This is a genomic window from Rhodoferax sp. GW822-FHT04A08 (assembly GCF_058801025.1).
This window is the reverse complement of the sequence record NZ_JBXAMW010000001.1, coordinates 436,118-451,816: the sequence shown is the minus strand read 5'-3', so window position 1 is coordinate 451,816 and position 15,699 is coordinate 436,118. Positions and strand designations below refer to the sequence as shown.

The window sequence follows — 15,699 nt, the reverse complement described above, 5'->3', positions numbered from 1 at the left end:
ACAGGTTATGGGCCAGGCGTGGGGGCTCAGTAGTCCCCACCGCCTCCGGCCGCCAGATTCTCGAATTTGGTGATGTGGCGCAGGAATGCGAGCTTGACCGTGCCGGTTGGGCCGTTACGCTGCTTGGCAATGATGACTTCCGCCACGCCAGGCTCCTTGCAGGCCTCCTTGGTGTAGTACTCGTCACGGTAAATGAACATGATGATGTCGGCATCCTGCTCGATAGCGCCTGACTCGCGCAAGTCACTCATCATGGGGCGTTTGTCCGGGCGCTGCTCCACACTGCGGTTGAGCTGGGACAAAGCAATGACCGGGCACTTGAGCTCACGCGCCAGCATCTTGAGTCCTCGGGATATTTCCCCGAGCTCGGTTGCACGGTTTTCACTGTCGCTGCCGCCGTTACCACTCATCAATTGCAAGTAGTCCACCACGATCAGGCCCAGTTGCCCATACTGGCGCGACAGCCGCCGCGCGTTGGCCCGCACCTCACTGGAGTTCAGACCAGGGCTCTCGTCAATGTGCAATGAGATGGTCCGCAAGCGTTCAATGGCCTCGGAAAGACGTGGCCACTCCTCGTCAGTCAGCTTGCCGGTACGCAAATGCCCCTGGTCGATTCGACCAATGGAGCCAACGATACGAACCGCCAACTGCGCTGCACCCATTTCCATGGAGAACACTGCAACAGGTAGTCCCTCATTGAGTGCCACGTGTTCTGCGATATTGATGGCCAATGCCGTCTTGCCCATGGAGGGACGCGCTGCCAGCACGATCAGATCACCCGGCTGCAAACCAGCCGTCATGCGGTCAAAATCGTAGAAGCCGGTTCGCACTCCCGTCACGTCATTCGGGTTGTCGGCCATTTCCTGCACACGGTCCAGCAAATTGACCACCAGGGATTCCATGGCCTGAAATCCCTGTTTGTTGCGCTTGCCCTGCTCCCCGATGTTGAAGATCTTCTGTTCGGACTCGTCCACGATTTGCGAGACCGCCCTGCCCTGCGGATTGAAGGCATTGGTAGCAATTTCGTCGCTAGCAGTCACCAGCTTGCGCAAGATGGAACGATCACGCACGATCTCGGCGTAGCGGCGGATATTGCTGGCGCTCGGTACGTACTGCGCCAACGAATTCAGGTAGGCCAGCCCGCCCGTTTCCTCCGCCTTGCCTTGGCTTTGCAGATGCTCGAAAACGGTGATCACGTCTGCCGGCTTGTTCCCATTCACCAGCACGCCGATGGCGGCGTAGATGAGGCGATGCTCGTACCGGTAAAAATCACTGTCGGACAAAATGTCGCCCACCCGGTCCCACGCCGTATTATCCAGCAACAGACCACCCAAAACGCTGGACTCGCCTTCAATGGAGTGCGGTGGAATCCGCAGCTGTGCTACTTGACGGTCCTGTCCGTATTCATCAAACGGGGAAATGACGGCTGACATGAATATTCCTTGTAACCCTTGATGCTACGGTTCTAATCGGCGTGCGTCGAGAGGTTTGGCTGGGTATAACCTAATGGAGATTCTGTGCACAAACTGTGTACATCGGTGGATAAGTCGATCCACAAAAACAAAAGCCGCAGGGCGAGCCCGGCGGCTTTTGTATCAACCGGCCCCACCTGCAAGCAGGCTGAGCTAGTGGTTACGACTTAGGCGGTTTCGCCGTACACGGAAACGGTGATATCTACCACCACGTCCGTGTGCAGAGCCACGCTCACGGTGCTGTCGCCAATGACCTTGATCGGGCCGTTGGGCATACGCACGTGGGACTTGGCAACCTTGTAACCGTTCTTGGACAGCTCCTCAGCGATGTCAAAGTTGGTCACGGAGCCGAAAAGTCGTCCATCCACGCCAGCTTTTTGGGTTAGCTTGATGGCGGTGCCAGCCAGCTTTTCACCCAGGGCTTGGGCTTCAGCCAGCTTGGCAGCAGCAGCTTTTTCCAGCTCAGCGCGGCGGGCTTCGAACTCAGCCTTGGCAGCTTCAGTAGCGCGACGAGCACGGCCAGAAGGAATCAGGAAGTTGCGGGCGTAGCCGTCCTTGACCTTGACGATTTCGCCGAGGTTACCGAGGTTCACGACCTTGTCGAGCAGAATGATTTGCATGGGTCGTACTCCTTAGATCTTGTGCTGGTCGCTGTAAGGCAGCAACGCGAGGAAACGCGCGCGCTTGATAGCGGTGTTCAGTTGGCGCTGGAAAATAGCGCGGGTGCCGGTCAGGCGTGCGGGAATAATCTTGCCGTTTTCAGCAATGAAATCACGCAGCGTGTCGATGTCCTTGTAGTCGATCTCTTCGACGCCGGTCACGGTAAAGCGGCAGAAGCGCTTGCGCTTGAACAGCAGCGATTGGGTGTTGCGCTTGGGGCGCTTGTCTTTGTTGAAACGTTTTGGTCCGGGCATGATGGACTCCTAAAAAATTAATCTTGCAAAAAATCTTGAATGTGAAAAACGACTGACTTTCCCTGTCGCGCATTTGCCAAAAAACCCTTGAATTGCCACTGGCTACCAACTGCCTGCTTTGCAAGCCGTTCTGCCAGTGCTCCAAAGGCCACCGCCTTAATGGCGACTTTCACGGTTCTGATTCCACCGGCCTCTTCAACCTGAGACTCATGTTCGAGTCTGCAGTTCAGGGCTGGCAGTCCTGCCGGTGTGTAACGCATGGGTTCGACCTCTGCGATACCGGCACTCAGTTCCAGTGAATTGGCTTGCACTCCTTAACGGGAAAAGAATCGATTTTTCAGGATCAGGCTTGGTACTCGGCTTGTTGGGCCTTACGTGTTTCTTCGCGCTCCACGGTCTTCATCATGGAGGAAGGACCGGTTTCAGCCTTCTTCTTCAGAACCGTCAGGTGACGCAACACGGCATCGTTGAACTTGAACGCATGTTCCAGTTCGGACATCACAGCCTGATCGGCTTCGATGTTGATGCACAGGTAATGGGCCTTGGCCAGCTTGTTGATCATGTAAACCATCTGACGACGGCCCCAGTCTTCAACACGGTGCACCTTGCCACCGCCAGCGGTGATCATGCCCTTGTAACGCTCCAGCATAGCGGGAACTTGTTCGCTCTGATCCGGGTGGATCATGAGGATGATTTCATAATGACGCATTGATACTCCTTGTGGATACCCCGGCATGCGGGTCGGAAAAGCTACCCCCGGCGTCTAAACAGGGTGCAGCAAGGCGAAGCCGACGATTATAACCCAGAAGCACGGGACTGGCCAAATCAGCCTCAGTCCGAGGCTTCGGGTGTGGAAACAAGGCTCAAGACTACAGTGACCAACAAACCGGCCATAAAGCCAAACACCCCTGCCGATACGGGTTGAATCCCCATCCACAAACCACTCCCGTCCAGTCCCAGATGTTGACGCACACCCGCCTGATTGATCAGCATGTAATAAATGGTGACCGCCAATCCGGTCAACATGCCTCCAATTGCGCCAACCCGCGTTGCACGGCGCCAGAAGATGCCAAGAACCATGGCTGGCACAAATGCAGCGCCGGCCAATGAAAAGGAGGCAGCTACCAGATACAGGATGCCGGCCGGACGTTGCGCCGCCACATAGGCGGCAATCAATGCAACCACCAACAACGCGAACTTGGACCACATGACTCTGCGCATAGCCTGCGCCTTGCTGCTGTCACCCTTGAAATACACGTCGTGCGCCAAGGCGTTGCCGATGGTAAGCAACAGCCCGTCCGCGGTAGACAAGGCAGCCGCAAGGCCACCAGCGGCAACCAATACCGAAACCACATAGGGCAAACCACTGATTTCCGGCGATGCCAGCATCACCAGGTCAGGGCCGATCTTCAACTCGGCAAATTGCAGGATGCCGTCCCCGTTGACGTCGGAATAACTCAACAGCGAAGGATCGCGCGACCATTGGGCCATCCATGCGGGTAGCGCGTCAAACTGCTGACCCACCAGATGAGCCATAACCTCGTATTTCACCAATACCGCCAGCGCTGGCGCGGAAACGTAAAGCAGTGCGATAAATACCAAGGACCAGGCTACTGAGCGGCGCGTTTCCGCCACCGTCGGCGTCGTGTAGTAGCGGGTCAGCAAGTGGGGCAAACCAGCCGTTCCCACCATCAGACAGAACATCAGTGCCAGGAAGTTCAGGCGCGAGCTGTCAAAGATGCTTTGCTGCTCGGCAGAGCCATCAGGGTCACCTTCAAACGGTAATTGGTGTCGCGCCAGCCCGCCTAAAGGCTTAGACCGTTCGCGATAGTCAGATGCCTGATTGCTCCAGCGTTCGCGGGCAACCGACGCATCTCTCGGAAGAGCAGCCAGATCGTGGCGCAACTGATTAGCCGCATCGTCGTCTGCCTTACTGCCCATGGCATTGAGCTTGTTACGGATTTCCTGCCGTTCCTGGCGCAGCGACTGCTCCACGTTCTGCAGCTTCTTTTCAAGCTGATCCGCTCGCTTGGCATATTCTGTAATGACTTGTCGCTCCAAAGGCGAATCCACCAGATCTTGCTCCAGTGTGGCGATCTTCTGCAGTTGTTGCCCGTATGCAATCGGAGCAAGAGGATTTCCGACCTGCTTGTACGCCAGCCAGGAAACCGGAATCAAAAACGCCAGGATCATCACCCAATACTGAACAGCCTGCGTCCAGGTCACCGCGCGCATGCCTCCGAGGAAGGAGCACACCAGAACGCCTCCCAGGCCCAGCAGAATGCCTATTTCAAAGTGCACGCCCGTGATACGCGAAGTGATCAAGCCCACGCCGTAGATCTGTGCCACGACATAGGTAAAGGACACAACCACTGCGGCCATGGCAGCGATCATGCGCGGCCATCGGCCACCGTAGCGTTTTGCAAAGTAGTCGGGTACGGTGTAAAGGTTCAAGCGCCGCAGATACGGCGCCACAAGCAACGACACCAGACAGAAACCTCCGGTCCAACCCATGATGTAGGCGAGACCACCCGGTTGCCCGCCGTAACCGGAAAAGCCCTGCAGATACAGCCCTCCCGCCAGACTGATGAAGGACGCCGCACTCATCCAATCAGCAGCCGTTGCCATCCCGTTGTACAGCCCCGGAATGCGCCGACCCGCAACGTAATATTCACTGGCCTCCGAGGTGCGGCCATACACTCCGATGACGGAATACAACACCAGCGTGCACGAAAGGAAGATGCCGGCAATCCAGGCCTTGTGCATGCCCATACGCTCGGCGAAAGCCAACACCAACAGCAGCGCAAGAATTCCCGCAACCACCAGCGCAAAGCGCCAGTGGTATTTGCGGGTACGCTGACGAAAGGCGATCTGATCGAACTCCGGATCAACTGGGTCACGCTGGTTGCTGGCACGCGCAAAGATCACCACGATGGCAATGAAGACCAGTAGGGATCCCTGCGCAGCGAACCAGAATGCTACGGGCCAGCCAGCAAAAACCTGCTGGAGATCGCGGGCAAAGAAGACCACCCCGAAGGATGAGGCGAACCACACCAGCAACAGCCCCGCATGCAAGGGCCACTGCCGACGTGGAAACGCCATGGACATCAAACGGCGAGCTGTTGCCAGGTAGCGATGACGGAGTCCGGATTCAGGGAAATGGAGGAAATGCCCTGATCCTTGAGCCAATGGGCAAAGTCTGGATGATCACTGGGCCCCTGACCGCAAATGCCCACATATTTGCCCTGGCGCTTGCATGCAGAAATCGCCATGGAAATCAGGGCCTTCACCGCAGGATCACGCTCATCGAAGTCTGCAGCCAGCACCTCCAGACCCGAATCACGGTCCAGGCCTAATGACAGTTGGGTCAGGTCGTTAGATCCAATGGAGAAGCCATCAAAATACTCCAGGAACTGATCAGCCAGCAGCGCGTTGCTGGGGATTTCGCACATCATGATCAGCTTGAGTTCGTTTTCCCCTCTGCGCAAACCATGCTTGGCCATCAGGGTCGTGACCTTCTCTGCTTGGCCAAGGGTGCGCACGAAGGGCACCATCACCTGCACATTGGTCAATCCCATGTCATTTCGTACGCGCTTGAGCGCCTCGCACTCCATGGCAAAGGCTTCGCCGAACTCCTCACTGACATAGCGCGCCGCACCGCGGAAGCCCAGCATGGGGTTCTCTTCTTCCGGCTCGTAGCGGCTGCCACCGATCAGCTTGCGGTATTCATTGCTCTTGAAGTCCGACAGACGCACGATGACCGGCTTGGGCCAGAACGCGGCGGCAATGGTTGCTACCCCTTCGGCGACTCGGTCCACGTAAAACGCCTTGGGTGAGGCATGGCCCCGTGCCACCGACTCCACTGCCTTCTTGAGGTCCGCATCCACATTGGGATAGTCCAGGATCGCTTTGGGGTGCACGCCAATGTTGTTGTTGATGATGAATTCCAGACGGGCCAAGCCCACGCCTTGATTGGGCAACTGGCAGAAATCAAATGCCAACTGGGGATTGCCCACATTCATCATGATCTTCACGGGAATGTCAGGCATTTCACCGCGCTGTACTTCCGATACTTCGGTTTCCAACAGGCCGTCATAAACAAAACCGGTGTCACCTTCCGCGCAGCTCACGGTCACCAGCGTAGAGTCCTTGAGGGTTTCGGTGGCATGTCCACAACCCACTACAGCAGGAATACCCAGCTCACGCGCAATGATGGCGGCATGACAGGTGCGCCCGCCACGATTGGTCACGATTGCAGAAGCACGCTTCATCACCGGCTCCCAGTTAGGGTCGGTCATGTCGGTCACCAGAATGTCCCCGGCCTGAACCTGGTCCATGTCTGCAATGCTGTGCACGATGCGCACTGGACCAGTTCCGATCTTTTGGCCAATGGCACGCCCTTCCACCAGGACAGTTCCCCGGCCCTTGAGCTTGTAGCGGTGTTCCACCTTGTCACTGGTCTGGCTCTTCACGGTCTCCGGACGCGCCTGGAGGATGTAGAGCAGACCGTCCAGGCCATCTTTACCCCATTCGATGTCCATGGGACGGCCATAGTGCTCCTCGATAACCAGGGCGTACTTAGCCAGTTGCTCTACATCGGCATCCGTCAGGGAATACCGGTTGCGCATTTCGGTCGGCACGTCGATGGTCTTGATCAGCTTGCCCGTCGCGGCCTTTTCTTCGGGCGTGGAGAACTCCATCTGCAGCAATTTGGAGCCCAGGCTACGCCGGATGATGGCCCTTTTGCCCGCACGGAGCATGGGTTTGTGCACGTAAAACTCGTCCGGATTCACTGCGCCCTGCACCACCGTTTCGCCCAGACCGTAGCTGGAGGTGATGAACACCACATCGGAAAAACCGGACTCGGTATCGATCGTGAACATGACACCTGACGCGCCGATGTCCGAGCGCACCATACGTTGCACGCCAGCACTGAGCGCCACTACGTCGTGGGCAAAACCCTTGTGAACCCGGTAGCTGATGGCACGGTCGTTGTAGAGGGAGGCGAACACTTCACGAATCTTGTGCAGCACTTCTTCAATGCCCATCACGTTCAGGAAGGTCTCCTGCTGGCCGGCAAATGATGCGTCTGGCAGATCTTCGGCTGTGGCAGAAGAACGCACGGCAAAAGATGCCTTGTCGTTGCCTGCGCTCAGTACCGCGAATGCGTCGCGGATGCCCTTTTCCAGTTCTGGTGGGAAGGGTTGAGCCTCCAGCATGGCGCGAATTTCCGCTCCGGCCACAGCCAGTGCGCGCACGTCCTCGATGTCCAGCTTCGCCAGACGATCGCTGATACGCTTGTCCAGATTGTCAAATTTCAGGAATTCGCGAAAGGCATGCGCGGTGGTGGCAAATCCCGTGGGGACCCTTACACCTTGCGGCAGTTGGGAGATCATCTCCCCCAAACTGGCGTTTTTGCCGCCAACCGATGCGACATCGGTCATGCGCAAATGCTCAAACGGGACAACCAGATCGGTTGGGCTAAAAAGGTTCGACATAGCAATGCTCCAGAGTTTAAAAACCGGTGTGAGCCGCCTTTGCACCGCACGCTATATTGTTGGAGTTCTGTGCGCGTAGACCGTGCAAAATGCGCTAAATTGCCAGCATTGTAGGGCGCCGCCCCTGCCCCAACCTCAATTTCGTCCACCATGCCACAACGCACTGTATTTTTTGTCTCCGACGGAACCGGTATCACCGCTGAAACGTTCGGAAACGCCATCCTGGCCCAATTCGAGACAAAGGCACACCATGTACGCCTTCCATTCATCGATACCGTGGACAAGGCGCATCAGGCAACGCGACAGATCAACCATGCGGCACTGGTTGACGGCAATCGCCCCATCGTATTCAGCACCCTGGTGAACATGGAGGTCCTCAAGGTCATTGAGGAGCATTGCAACGGCATGCTTCTGGACATGTTCGGGACGTTTGTGCATCCGTTGGAGAACGAGTTGGGCATCAAGTCCAATCACCGCATTGGGCGTTTCAGCGACGCCAGCAAAAGCAAGGAATACAACGACCGCATTGAGGCGATCAACTTCTCTCTGGCCCATGACGACGGTCAATTGAACCGGGACCTGGAGATGTCCGACGTGATTCTGGTCGGCGTGAGCCGCAGCGGAAAGACACCAACTTCTCTGTACCTGGCCATGCAATATGGGCTCAAGGCTTCCAACTACCCTCTGATTCCGGAAGATTTCGACCGACGCCAGTTGCCGCCGGCATTAGTACCGCACAAGGGCAAGTTGTTCGGATTGACGATTCAGCCTGAACGCCTAAGCGAAATCCGACAAGAGCGACGGCCCAACTCCCGCTACGCTTCTCTGGAGAACTGCCGCATGGAGGTCAACGAAGCGGAAGCCATGATGCGCCGGGCCGGCATCCGCTCACTGTCCACAACGACCAAGTCGATCGAAGAGATCGCCACAACGATTCTTCAGGAAATCCACCCGGGCCGACTGGCCTATTGAATTAGAGGCCGATTGCCGCAATACCGGCCTTGGCGATTTGCGCATCCTCAGTGGACTTCACGCCGCTGACCCCAACGGCGCCCAGGCATTGTCCGTCCTTGATGATCGGCACACCACCCTCGAGCATGCCGTCTAAGCCTGGGGCACTGAGGAAGGAAACACGCCCGCCATTGATCATGTCCTCATAAGCCTTGCTTTCACGTCGACCCATGGCCGCCGTTTGGGCCTTTCCCGGAGCAATATGAGCGGACACAGGCGCAGCCCCATCCAGACGTTGCAGCCACAGCATGTGCCCCCCATCATCCACAATACAAATGGTGACAGCCCAGTTGTTTTTCTGCGCTTCGGCCTCCGCGGCGGCGGCGATGGCTTTGACTTCGGCGGCTTCCAGTACGTATTTTGATTTCATGACAAGTCCAGATTCTGTGCAAAACGGCAAGCATAACTGCACCCTGCCCCGCCATTACGGTGTCCAAAGGCACATCAGCCCTACAAGAAATCGGTGCAATGGTGCTTTCTTTACCGGCACAGACCTTGATAAAGCCTAAAATTGCCGCACCTACCACGTAGGTTTTTTACCAGGAGATTGACTATGACTGATCGCTATACCACGCTGGGCTCCAGCTTTGGCTACGGCATATCCGCAGAACAGCGCAACAAGGTGCTGCGCAATACCTATTGGCTGCTGGCACTGAGCATGGTGCCCACGGTGCTGGGTGCATGGGTGGGTGTGGCCTCGGGTATTGGCCAGTTGTTCACTGGCGGGCTGGGCATGATCTTGTTCCTGGTCATGGCCTTTGGCTTCATTTTCGCCATTGAGAAGACTAAGAATTCAGCGGCTGGCGTGCCGGTCTTGCTGGGATTCACCTTTTTCATGGGGTTGATGCTCTCGCGCATGATTGAATTGACTTTGGGCTTCCGCAATGGCCCTGAGCTCATCATGACGGCCTTCGGTGGTACTGCAGGTGTGTTTCTGGTCATGGCCAGCTTGGCCAGCGTCATCAAACGCGATCTGTCGGGCTTGGGCAAGTGGTTGTTTGTCGGCTTGGTCGTGCTGATGGTTGGCAGCCTGATCAATCTGTTTGTTGGCTCCAGCACCGGTATGCTCGTGGTATCAGTTGCGGCCATCGGCATTTTCAGCGCCTACATGTTGTACGACATCAAGCGCATCATTGACGGTGGCGAAACCAACTACATCACGGCCACTCTGGCCTTGTATCTGGATATCATCAACGTCTTCCAGAACCTGCTTGCATTGCTGGGCATCTTTGGCGGCGAGCGCGACTGATCGATCGGACACGATTGTATAAAAGGGGCCCTTTACGGGCCCTTTTTACTGCTTAAGAATATGGCGCTATCCTCAACTTGACCGCACGCACGTCGATAAACAGTTATGTCCTATTGGCTTTTCCCATGATTGCACGCTCCCTTCTACTGGCATTGACCCTTCTTTTGACTGGCTGCGATCTGATAGACCAGCTATTGGCTGACCCGAAAGCCATTCAGAAAGAGGCTGATGCCAAAGCGATTGGCAGCGCCTGCCGCTATGGCATGCGCAACATCGAGGACTGCTATGCCATGAATGAAAAGGCGTCCAAAGCCGCCATCTTCAGTGGATGGAAGGAGATGGATCAGTACATGCGGGAAAACAAGATTGAAGGTGTGGAACCCAAAGGCGTGAAAGCCGAACCGGTTCCCCCCGTGGCCGCTGGCGAGGAAGTCGTATCCGAGCCGAAGAACAAGAAAGACGCGGCCGAAAGCAAGACAAAAGCAAAACCCAAACCCGCAGAAACCAAAGCCGCTGAAAAGGGCTAGAAGCGCGTCCGAAGGCCCAATCCCGGCCCTCGGTTAGCGTTCAGCTCAACAGGTCAAATACCGCAATGCTCTCAACGTGTGCCGTATGCGGAAACATATTGATCACACCAGCAGCTGTACAGCGATAACCTGCCTCGGTCACCAGTACGCCAGCATCGCGCGCCAAGGTAGCGGGATTGCAGCTTACATAGACGATGCGCTTCGGTGGCGTCCAGGCTGAAGCGTCACCGGCAGCTGCCCCACCATCGGATGAGCGCAGAGCAGCCAGCGCCTGGACCAAGGCAAAGGCGCCCTCCCTGGGGGGATCCACCAGCCACTTGTCGGATACGCCATCCGAGCTGAGCATCTCGGGCGTCATTTCGAACAAATTGCGGGCCACAAAGCGGGTCGGCGCCAGGGCCGGTTGTACGCCTGCGGTTGCCGCATTGAAGCTGTAATTTTCGCGAGATCGGGCGACCAGTGACTCTGCCCCCTCTACCCCAAGAACCTCTCGTGCCTGACGCGCCAACGCGAGCGTGAAGTTTCCCAAGCCGCAGAACCAGTCAATGACGCGCTCATGCTTTTGTACGCCGAGCAGGGCCAACGCACGCACCACCAGTGTTCTGTTGATGAACGGGTTCACCTGTGTAAAGTCCGTGGGCCTAAAGGGCATGGTGATGCCGAACTCGGGCAAGTGGTAGGCCAATGTCGGAGTTTCGTGTCCAGCCCGCTCATCCAGTCGCACGATGGTGTCCGGCCCTTTGGCCTGCAGCCACCACTGCACGCCGGGATGCGCTGCGGCAAAGTCGCGCAGTCTTTCCTTGTCGGTATGACTTAGGGCCTCCATGTGCCGCAACACCAATGCCATGACGGCACCTTGCCCTTCCGCACCCGGCAAATCACCCACTGCGAGCTCAATCTGCGGCAAGGTCTGGACGGCATCCATCGATGCGATCAACCCGCGCAACGGCATCAACAAGGCGCTGACCTTGGCAGGCAGAACGTGGCACTCCTTCATGTCTGCGACAAAATGGCTTTTGCGCTCGTGAAAACCGATCAATACGGAGCCCTTCTTGCGCACGTACCGCACCGACAGACGTGCGCGATAGCGGTAACCCCAGGTTGGACCTTCGATCGGACGCATGACGTTACCCGCCTTAACCTTCCCGATGTGCCACAGGTTATCCTCCAGTACCCGCTGTTTGACAGCGACCTGTGCACCAATGTGCAGATGTTGCATCTTGCAGCCGCCGCAAGCACCTTCGTGCAGACCGAAATGAGGGCAGACGGGTCTAACACGCTGTGAAGACTCCTTGTGAATCTCGCTCAGCGTGCCTTTTTCAAAGCTGCTTTTGCTGCGGTTGATGCGTGCACTGACCGTTTCAAAAGGCAAGGCGCCTTCGATGAAGACGACCTTTCCATCGGGTTTGTGGGCAACGCCCTGGGCTTCCAGGTCCAGGGATTTGACGGCAAGCCAGCCATCGGGAAGCTGCGCTTCAACAATTGGGGGAGTGGTGGTTTCTTCCATCCCCCGATTGTCTCAGGGTTACATCAACGCATCCCGGCTGATGCCGCGCCGGGAGAGGAGTCGCTTGAGCTTGAACAGCGCCTCGTTCTGCACCTGACGCACGCGCTCCTTGGTCATGCCGAGACGCTCGCTGATGACTTCCAGTGTTTGCGCGTCGGTATCATGCAATCCGAAGCGCGACTCTATGATCTCGCGTTCACGTGGGACCAGTGTGCCCACCCATTCCGTCAGCAGCCTATCAACTTCGTGGGCCTGGGTCAGGTGCTCCGGGCCGAGCGTCAGTTCGTCCACCAGCAGATCTCCCAGGCTTTGGTCCTGGCCTTGCGGGTCCATGCTGGCATCCAGGGATCGCGGTGTCTCTGCCATCGCCAGCAACTCGCCCACGTGGGCCGCCTCTGTGCCCAGCAAAGCGGCAATGTCATCGTTGCGAATGCCATCAGGGCGCTGGGATACCAGGGACGCGTCATTCTCAAGCAGACGCTTGGCGCGCAGCACCTGATGGACTTCCCGAACGATGTTGACCGGCAGGCGCACTGCACGCCCCTGGTACATCAGAGCTCTATCCACTGACTGGCGTATCCACCAGGTTGCATAGGTGGAAAAGCGAAACCCGCGTTCGGGTTCAAACTTGTCAATGGCGTGCATCAGGCCCAGATTGCCCTCTTCGATCAGGTCAACCAGTGGAACACCACGTCCTGCATAGGCTTTGGCAATGCTGATCACCAGCCGCAGATTATGTTCAATCATGCTTTGCCGCGCCGCAAAGTCGCCAGCCTTTACGCGACGCGCTGTTTCCAGCTCTTCTTCTGCAGTAAACAATTTAGCCCTGCGCACACCGCGCAGGTAGACAGACAGCGCATCTGCAGACTCATCGCCCGCATGCAGCTCCAAAACATCCCTGACCAGTTCAGTATCGACTGGTGATTCCCCATCCAAGGAATCATTCAAGGGATTCAAAAGCTCCTGAATGTCCTTTTTCATGGCTCACACCATCACTTGGCTGGCAGGTATTTGAGAGGATCCACCGGCTTGCCCTGGCGACGGACTTCGAAATGCAGCTTGACCTTGTCAGCGTCGCTATTGCCCATCTCTGCAATCTTCTGCCCCTTCTTGACCACCTGGTCTTCCTTCACCAGCAAGCTCTGGTTGTGTGCATATGCAGTAAGAAAAGTATTGTTGTGCTTGAGAATGATCAGATTGCCATAACCGCGCAATCCGGCCCCGGCATACACCACCTTGCCGTCTGCCGAGGCCAGCACCGGGTCACCCGCAGCGCCGGAGATATCAACGCCCTTGTTCTTGGCTTCGTCAAATTCGCCGACCACGGCCCCCTTGGCCGGCCAGATCCATGCCAGATCCTCGTCGCTGCCGGCTGCCGCCGGGGCAACTGCTGATGCTGGCGCCGAGGCAGCCTTGGCAGTGCTTGGCGCTGCAGTAGGCGCAGAAGCAGGCTTGGCCGGTGCAGAAGCCGCAGCCGATGCTGCGGCCGCGGCTGGTGTGGCAATGGGCGTGGTGGTCACGGCACCGGTGGTCACCGGCTTGGTCACTACCACCGCTTCACCGGTGGGCGGCACCACACGCAGCACCTGCCCCACCTCGATGTGATTGGGATTGTCCAGATTGTTCCAGCGCGCAATGTCCTTGTTGCTCTGCCCAGAATCCAGACCGATGCGAATCAGTGTGTCGCCAGGTTTGACGGTGTAGTAACCAGGCTTGCCTGCGTTTTCAAAGCCCGGCGGCGGCTTGACGGCGGTCGCAACGGTTGGCGCGGAAGATGTGGACGCACCCCTATCCTCCACCGGTGCACGGTTCATGGGGCTGGAGCCGCAACCAGCCAGACTGAGTAGCGACACGACTGCACCCAAAACAACTGCACGATTCAAGATACGGGACATAAACACTTTCTTGCTAGTTCTAGGCAACGCCTGATTTTAGAGGGACAAAGTGCACAGCCTCCAGAATGGTTTGCCGTATCCCCACTGCGGTCTTGTCCAATACCAGCAGCGACTGCCCTCCCGGCTTGCCATGACCACTCACGACCGGCGCAACCAATCGTCCGCCCACTGCCAGTTGGTCGACCCAGGCCGGTGGCACCGCCTCACCACCTGCTGCGGAAATGATGCCTGCATAGGGCCCACCCTTGGCATAGCCCACCATGCCGTCACCAAAAAGCAAATGCACATTGGGCAACCTCATTGGGCGCAGGTTTTCGCGTGCCTTGTCATGCAAGCCGCGCAAACGCTCGATGCTGTAAACCTCGCTCGCCAGCAAACTCAGCACGGCAGCCTGGTAGCCACATCCTGTGCCAATCTCCAAAATCCTTCCAAGTTGCCCCTGCGCCCCATTGCGCAGCAGCTCGATCATGCGCGACACCACACCCGGCTTGGAAATGGTCTGCCCCAACCCAATGGGCAGACTGGTGTCTTCGTAAGCTTGATTGACCAATGCGCTGTCCACAAAGCGGTGGCGCTCCACCGTGCCCATGGCGCTCAAAACGGCGCTGTCTTGCACTCCTTGCCTTTGCAAGAGTTGGACCATGCGCTGGCGGTGCGCCGCGGAATCCATACCCAACCCTTGCGGGCGGCCCGGGACGGTTGGATTGGAACCCGAACCTTTCGAGGCGGGCTTGGTAGCTGGCGGCGACGGATTCAGCCGCGCGGGGAATGAGGGTCTTTGCTTCATTCCTGTCGGTGGTCAAGCGCTGCCTTGCAGGCGCGCAGCAGTCTGGGCCCAGTAGCCCAGGTTGGCATGGTCCGTCAGATCCACCTGCAAAGGCGTGATAGCCACATGCCCGGTTGCCGTGGCGTGAAAGTCCGTCCCCTCCGCATCGTCCATCGCGCCACCAGCAGCACCTATCCAATACATGGTTTCACCGCGTGGATTGACCTGGGTGATGGCTTTCTCTGCTGCATGCCTACGCCCCAGACGACACAGTTTGGTGCGTCCGATCTGCTCGTATGGAAGGTTGGGAATGTTCACATTGAGCAGCCAAGGTTTGGAGCCAATCAGTTGCTGTTGTTGCATTCCCAGTACCAGCTCCCGGGCCTTGCGCGCCGCGCTTTCCAAATGCAGCCATTCACGCTGCACTTGGGAAAAAGCGATCGCGGGAACTCCGAACAGATAGCCCTCCATGGCTGCGCCCACGGTACCGGAGTAAATGGTGTCATCCCCCATGTTGGCGCCATTGTTGATGCCGGACACGACCAGATCCGGTCTGTAATCAAGCACGCCGGACAAGGCCAGGTGCACACAATCTGCCGGAGTGCCATTCACATAGCGGAATCCGTTTGATGCGGTGTGCACGTAAAGGGGTGAATGCAGGGTCAGTGCGTTCGATTTGGCACTGTTATTGACCTCAGGGGCAATGACCTCGACCTGGGCGACGTCTTTGAGCGCCTCGTATAAAGCCACTAAGCCGGCCGCCTGAAAGCCATCGTCGTTGGAAATGAGAATTTTCATGGTGTGCAGTTATTCACCCTGATTGTAGGTCTGGGTATCCCATTGTGGGTCTGAAGGCATTG

16 protein-coding genes are annotated in these 15,699 nt (G+C 57.3%); 3 read left to right on the top strand and 13 right to left on the bottom strand.

What is annotated here, in order from left to right:
• Positions 1-26: 26 nt before the first annotated feature.
• From dnaB to ppsA, 7 genes are all read right to left on the bottom strand, one after another.
• Complete coding sequence (gene dnaB / locus AC1RMF_RS02115; RefSeq protein WP_342617812.1) at positions 27-1,433, bottom strand: replicative DNA helicase; 1,407 nt, start codon at positions 1,431-1,433, stop codon at positions 27-29.
• A 206-nt stretch (positions 1,434-1,639) separates the two neighbouring features.
• The gene (gene rplI / locus AC1RMF_RS02110; RefSeq protein ID WP_493139166.1) at positions 1,640-2,092 is read right to left on the bottom strand and encodes a 50S ribosomal protein L9; all 453 of its coding nucleotides are present in this window, start codon (positions 2,090-2,092) and stop codon (positions 1,640-1,642) included.
• A gap of 12 nt (positions 2,093-2,104) precedes the next feature.
• Positions 2,105-2,386, bottom strand: a complete 282-nt coding sequence (gene rpsR / locus AC1RMF_RS02105) for a 30S ribosomal protein S18 (RefSeq protein WP_117173696.1) — start codon at positions 2,384-2,386, stop codon at positions 2,105-2,107.
• Between the two features lie 17 nt (positions 2,387-2,403).
• The gene (priB, locus tag AC1RMF_RS02100) at positions 2,404-2,697 is read right to left on the bottom strand and encodes a primosomal replication protein N (protein ID WP_493139163.1); all 294 of its coding nucleotides are present in this window, start codon (positions 2,695-2,697) and stop codon (positions 2,404-2,406) included.
• 32 nt (positions 2,698-2,729) lie between these two features.
• On the bottom strand, positions 2,730-3,095 hold the full coding sequence (gene rpsF, locus AC1RMF_RS02095; protein ID WP_342617814.1) for a 30S ribosomal protein S6: 366 nt from the start codon (positions 3,093-3,095) through the stop codon (positions 2,730-2,732).
• Between the two features lie 122 nt (positions 3,096-3,217).
• Complete coding sequence (locus AC1RMF_RS02090) at positions 3,218-5,488, bottom strand: VC_2705 family sodium/solute symporter (RefSeq protein ID WP_493139162.1); 2,271 nt, start codon at positions 5,486-5,488, stop codon at positions 3,218-3,220.
• 5 nt (positions 5,489-5,493) lie between these two features.
• The gene (gene ppsA, locus AC1RMF_RS02085; protein WP_342617816.1) at positions 5,494-7,884 is read right to left on the bottom strand and encodes a phosphoenolpyruvate synthase; all 2,391 of its coding nucleotides are present in this window, start codon (positions 7,882-7,884) and stop codon (positions 5,494-5,496) included.
• Between the two features lie 150 nt (positions 7,885-8,034).
• Between ppsA and ppsR the strand changes: the two genes are divergently transcribed.
• Positions 8,035-8,856 carry a posphoenolpyruvate synthetase regulatory kinase/phosphorylase PpsR gene (gene ppsR / locus AC1RMF_RS02080; protein ID WP_342617817.1) on the top strand — a complete coding sequence of 274 codons (822 nt, stop codon included), beginning with the start codon at positions 8,035-8,037 and terminating at the stop codon, positions 8,854-8,856.
• A 1-nt stretch (position 8,857) separates the two neighbouring features.
• On the opposite strand, the gene AC1RMF_RS02075 is transcribed toward ppsR, so the two are convergent.
• On the bottom strand, positions 8,858-9,265 hold the full coding sequence (locus tag AC1RMF_RS02075) for a GlcG/HbpS family heme-binding protein (RefSeq protein WP_342617818.1): 408 nt from the start codon (positions 9,263-9,265) through the stop codon (positions 8,858-8,860).
• A 183-nt stretch (positions 9,266-9,448) separates the two neighbouring features.
• Between AC1RMF_RS02075 and AC1RMF_RS02070 the strand changes: the two genes are divergently transcribed.
• A complete protein-coding gene (locus AC1RMF_RS02070; RefSeq protein ID WP_342617819.1) occupies positions 9,449-10,144 on the top strand; it encodes a Bax inhibitor-1/YccA family protein in 696 nt (231 codons plus the stop codon).
• A gap of 77 nt (positions 10,145-10,221) precedes the next feature.
• On the top strand, positions 10,222-10,671 hold the full coding sequence (locus tag AC1RMF_RS02065) for a hypothetical protein (protein ID WP_446737940.1): 450 nt from the start codon (positions 10,222-10,224) through the stop codon (positions 10,669-10,671).
• A 40-nt stretch (positions 10,672-10,711) separates the two neighbouring features.
• Here AC1RMF_RS02065 and rlmD read toward each other — a convergent pair whose 3' ends face one another.
• Genes rlmD through surE form a run of 5 tightly spaced genes read right to left on the bottom strand, consistent with a single transcriptional unit; the run spans position 10,712 to position 15,637 of the window.
• Entirely contained in the window at positions 10,712-12,178 is a 1,467-nt protein-coding gene (rlmD, locus tag AC1RMF_RS02060; RefSeq protein ID WP_493139160.1) for a 23S rRNA (uracil(1939)-C(5))-methyltransferase RlmD, read from the bottom strand.
• Positions 12,179-12,196: 18 nt separating this feature from the next.
• Entirely contained in the window at positions 12,197-13,159 is a 963-nt protein-coding gene (locus tag AC1RMF_RS02055) for a sigma-70 family RNA polymerase sigma factor (RefSeq protein ID WP_342617822.1), read from the bottom strand.
• An 11-nt stretch (positions 13,160-13,170) separates the two neighbouring features.
• Positions 13,171-14,073, bottom strand: coding sequence for a peptidoglycan DD-metalloendopeptidase family protein (locus AC1RMF_RS02050; RefSeq protein WP_493139158.1), 903 nt, complete (start codon positions 14,071-14,073; stop codon positions 13,171-13,173).
• A 19-nt stretch (positions 14,074-14,092) separates the two neighbouring features.
• Positions 14,093-14,860: a protein-L-isoaspartate(D-aspartate) O-methyltransferase gene (locus AC1RMF_RS02045; RefSeq protein WP_493139156.1), complete on the bottom strand. Its 768-nt coding sequence runs from the start codon at positions 14,858-14,860 to the stop codon at positions 14,093-14,095.
• Positions 14,861-14,872: 12 nt separating this feature from the next.
• The gene (gene surE / locus AC1RMF_RS02040) at positions 14,873-15,637 is read right to left on the bottom strand and encodes a 5'/3'-nucleotidase SurE (protein WP_342617825.1); all 765 of its coding nucleotides are present in this window, start codon (positions 15,635-15,637) and stop codon (positions 14,873-14,875) included.
• Positions 15,638-15,699 lie beyond the last annotated feature (62 nt).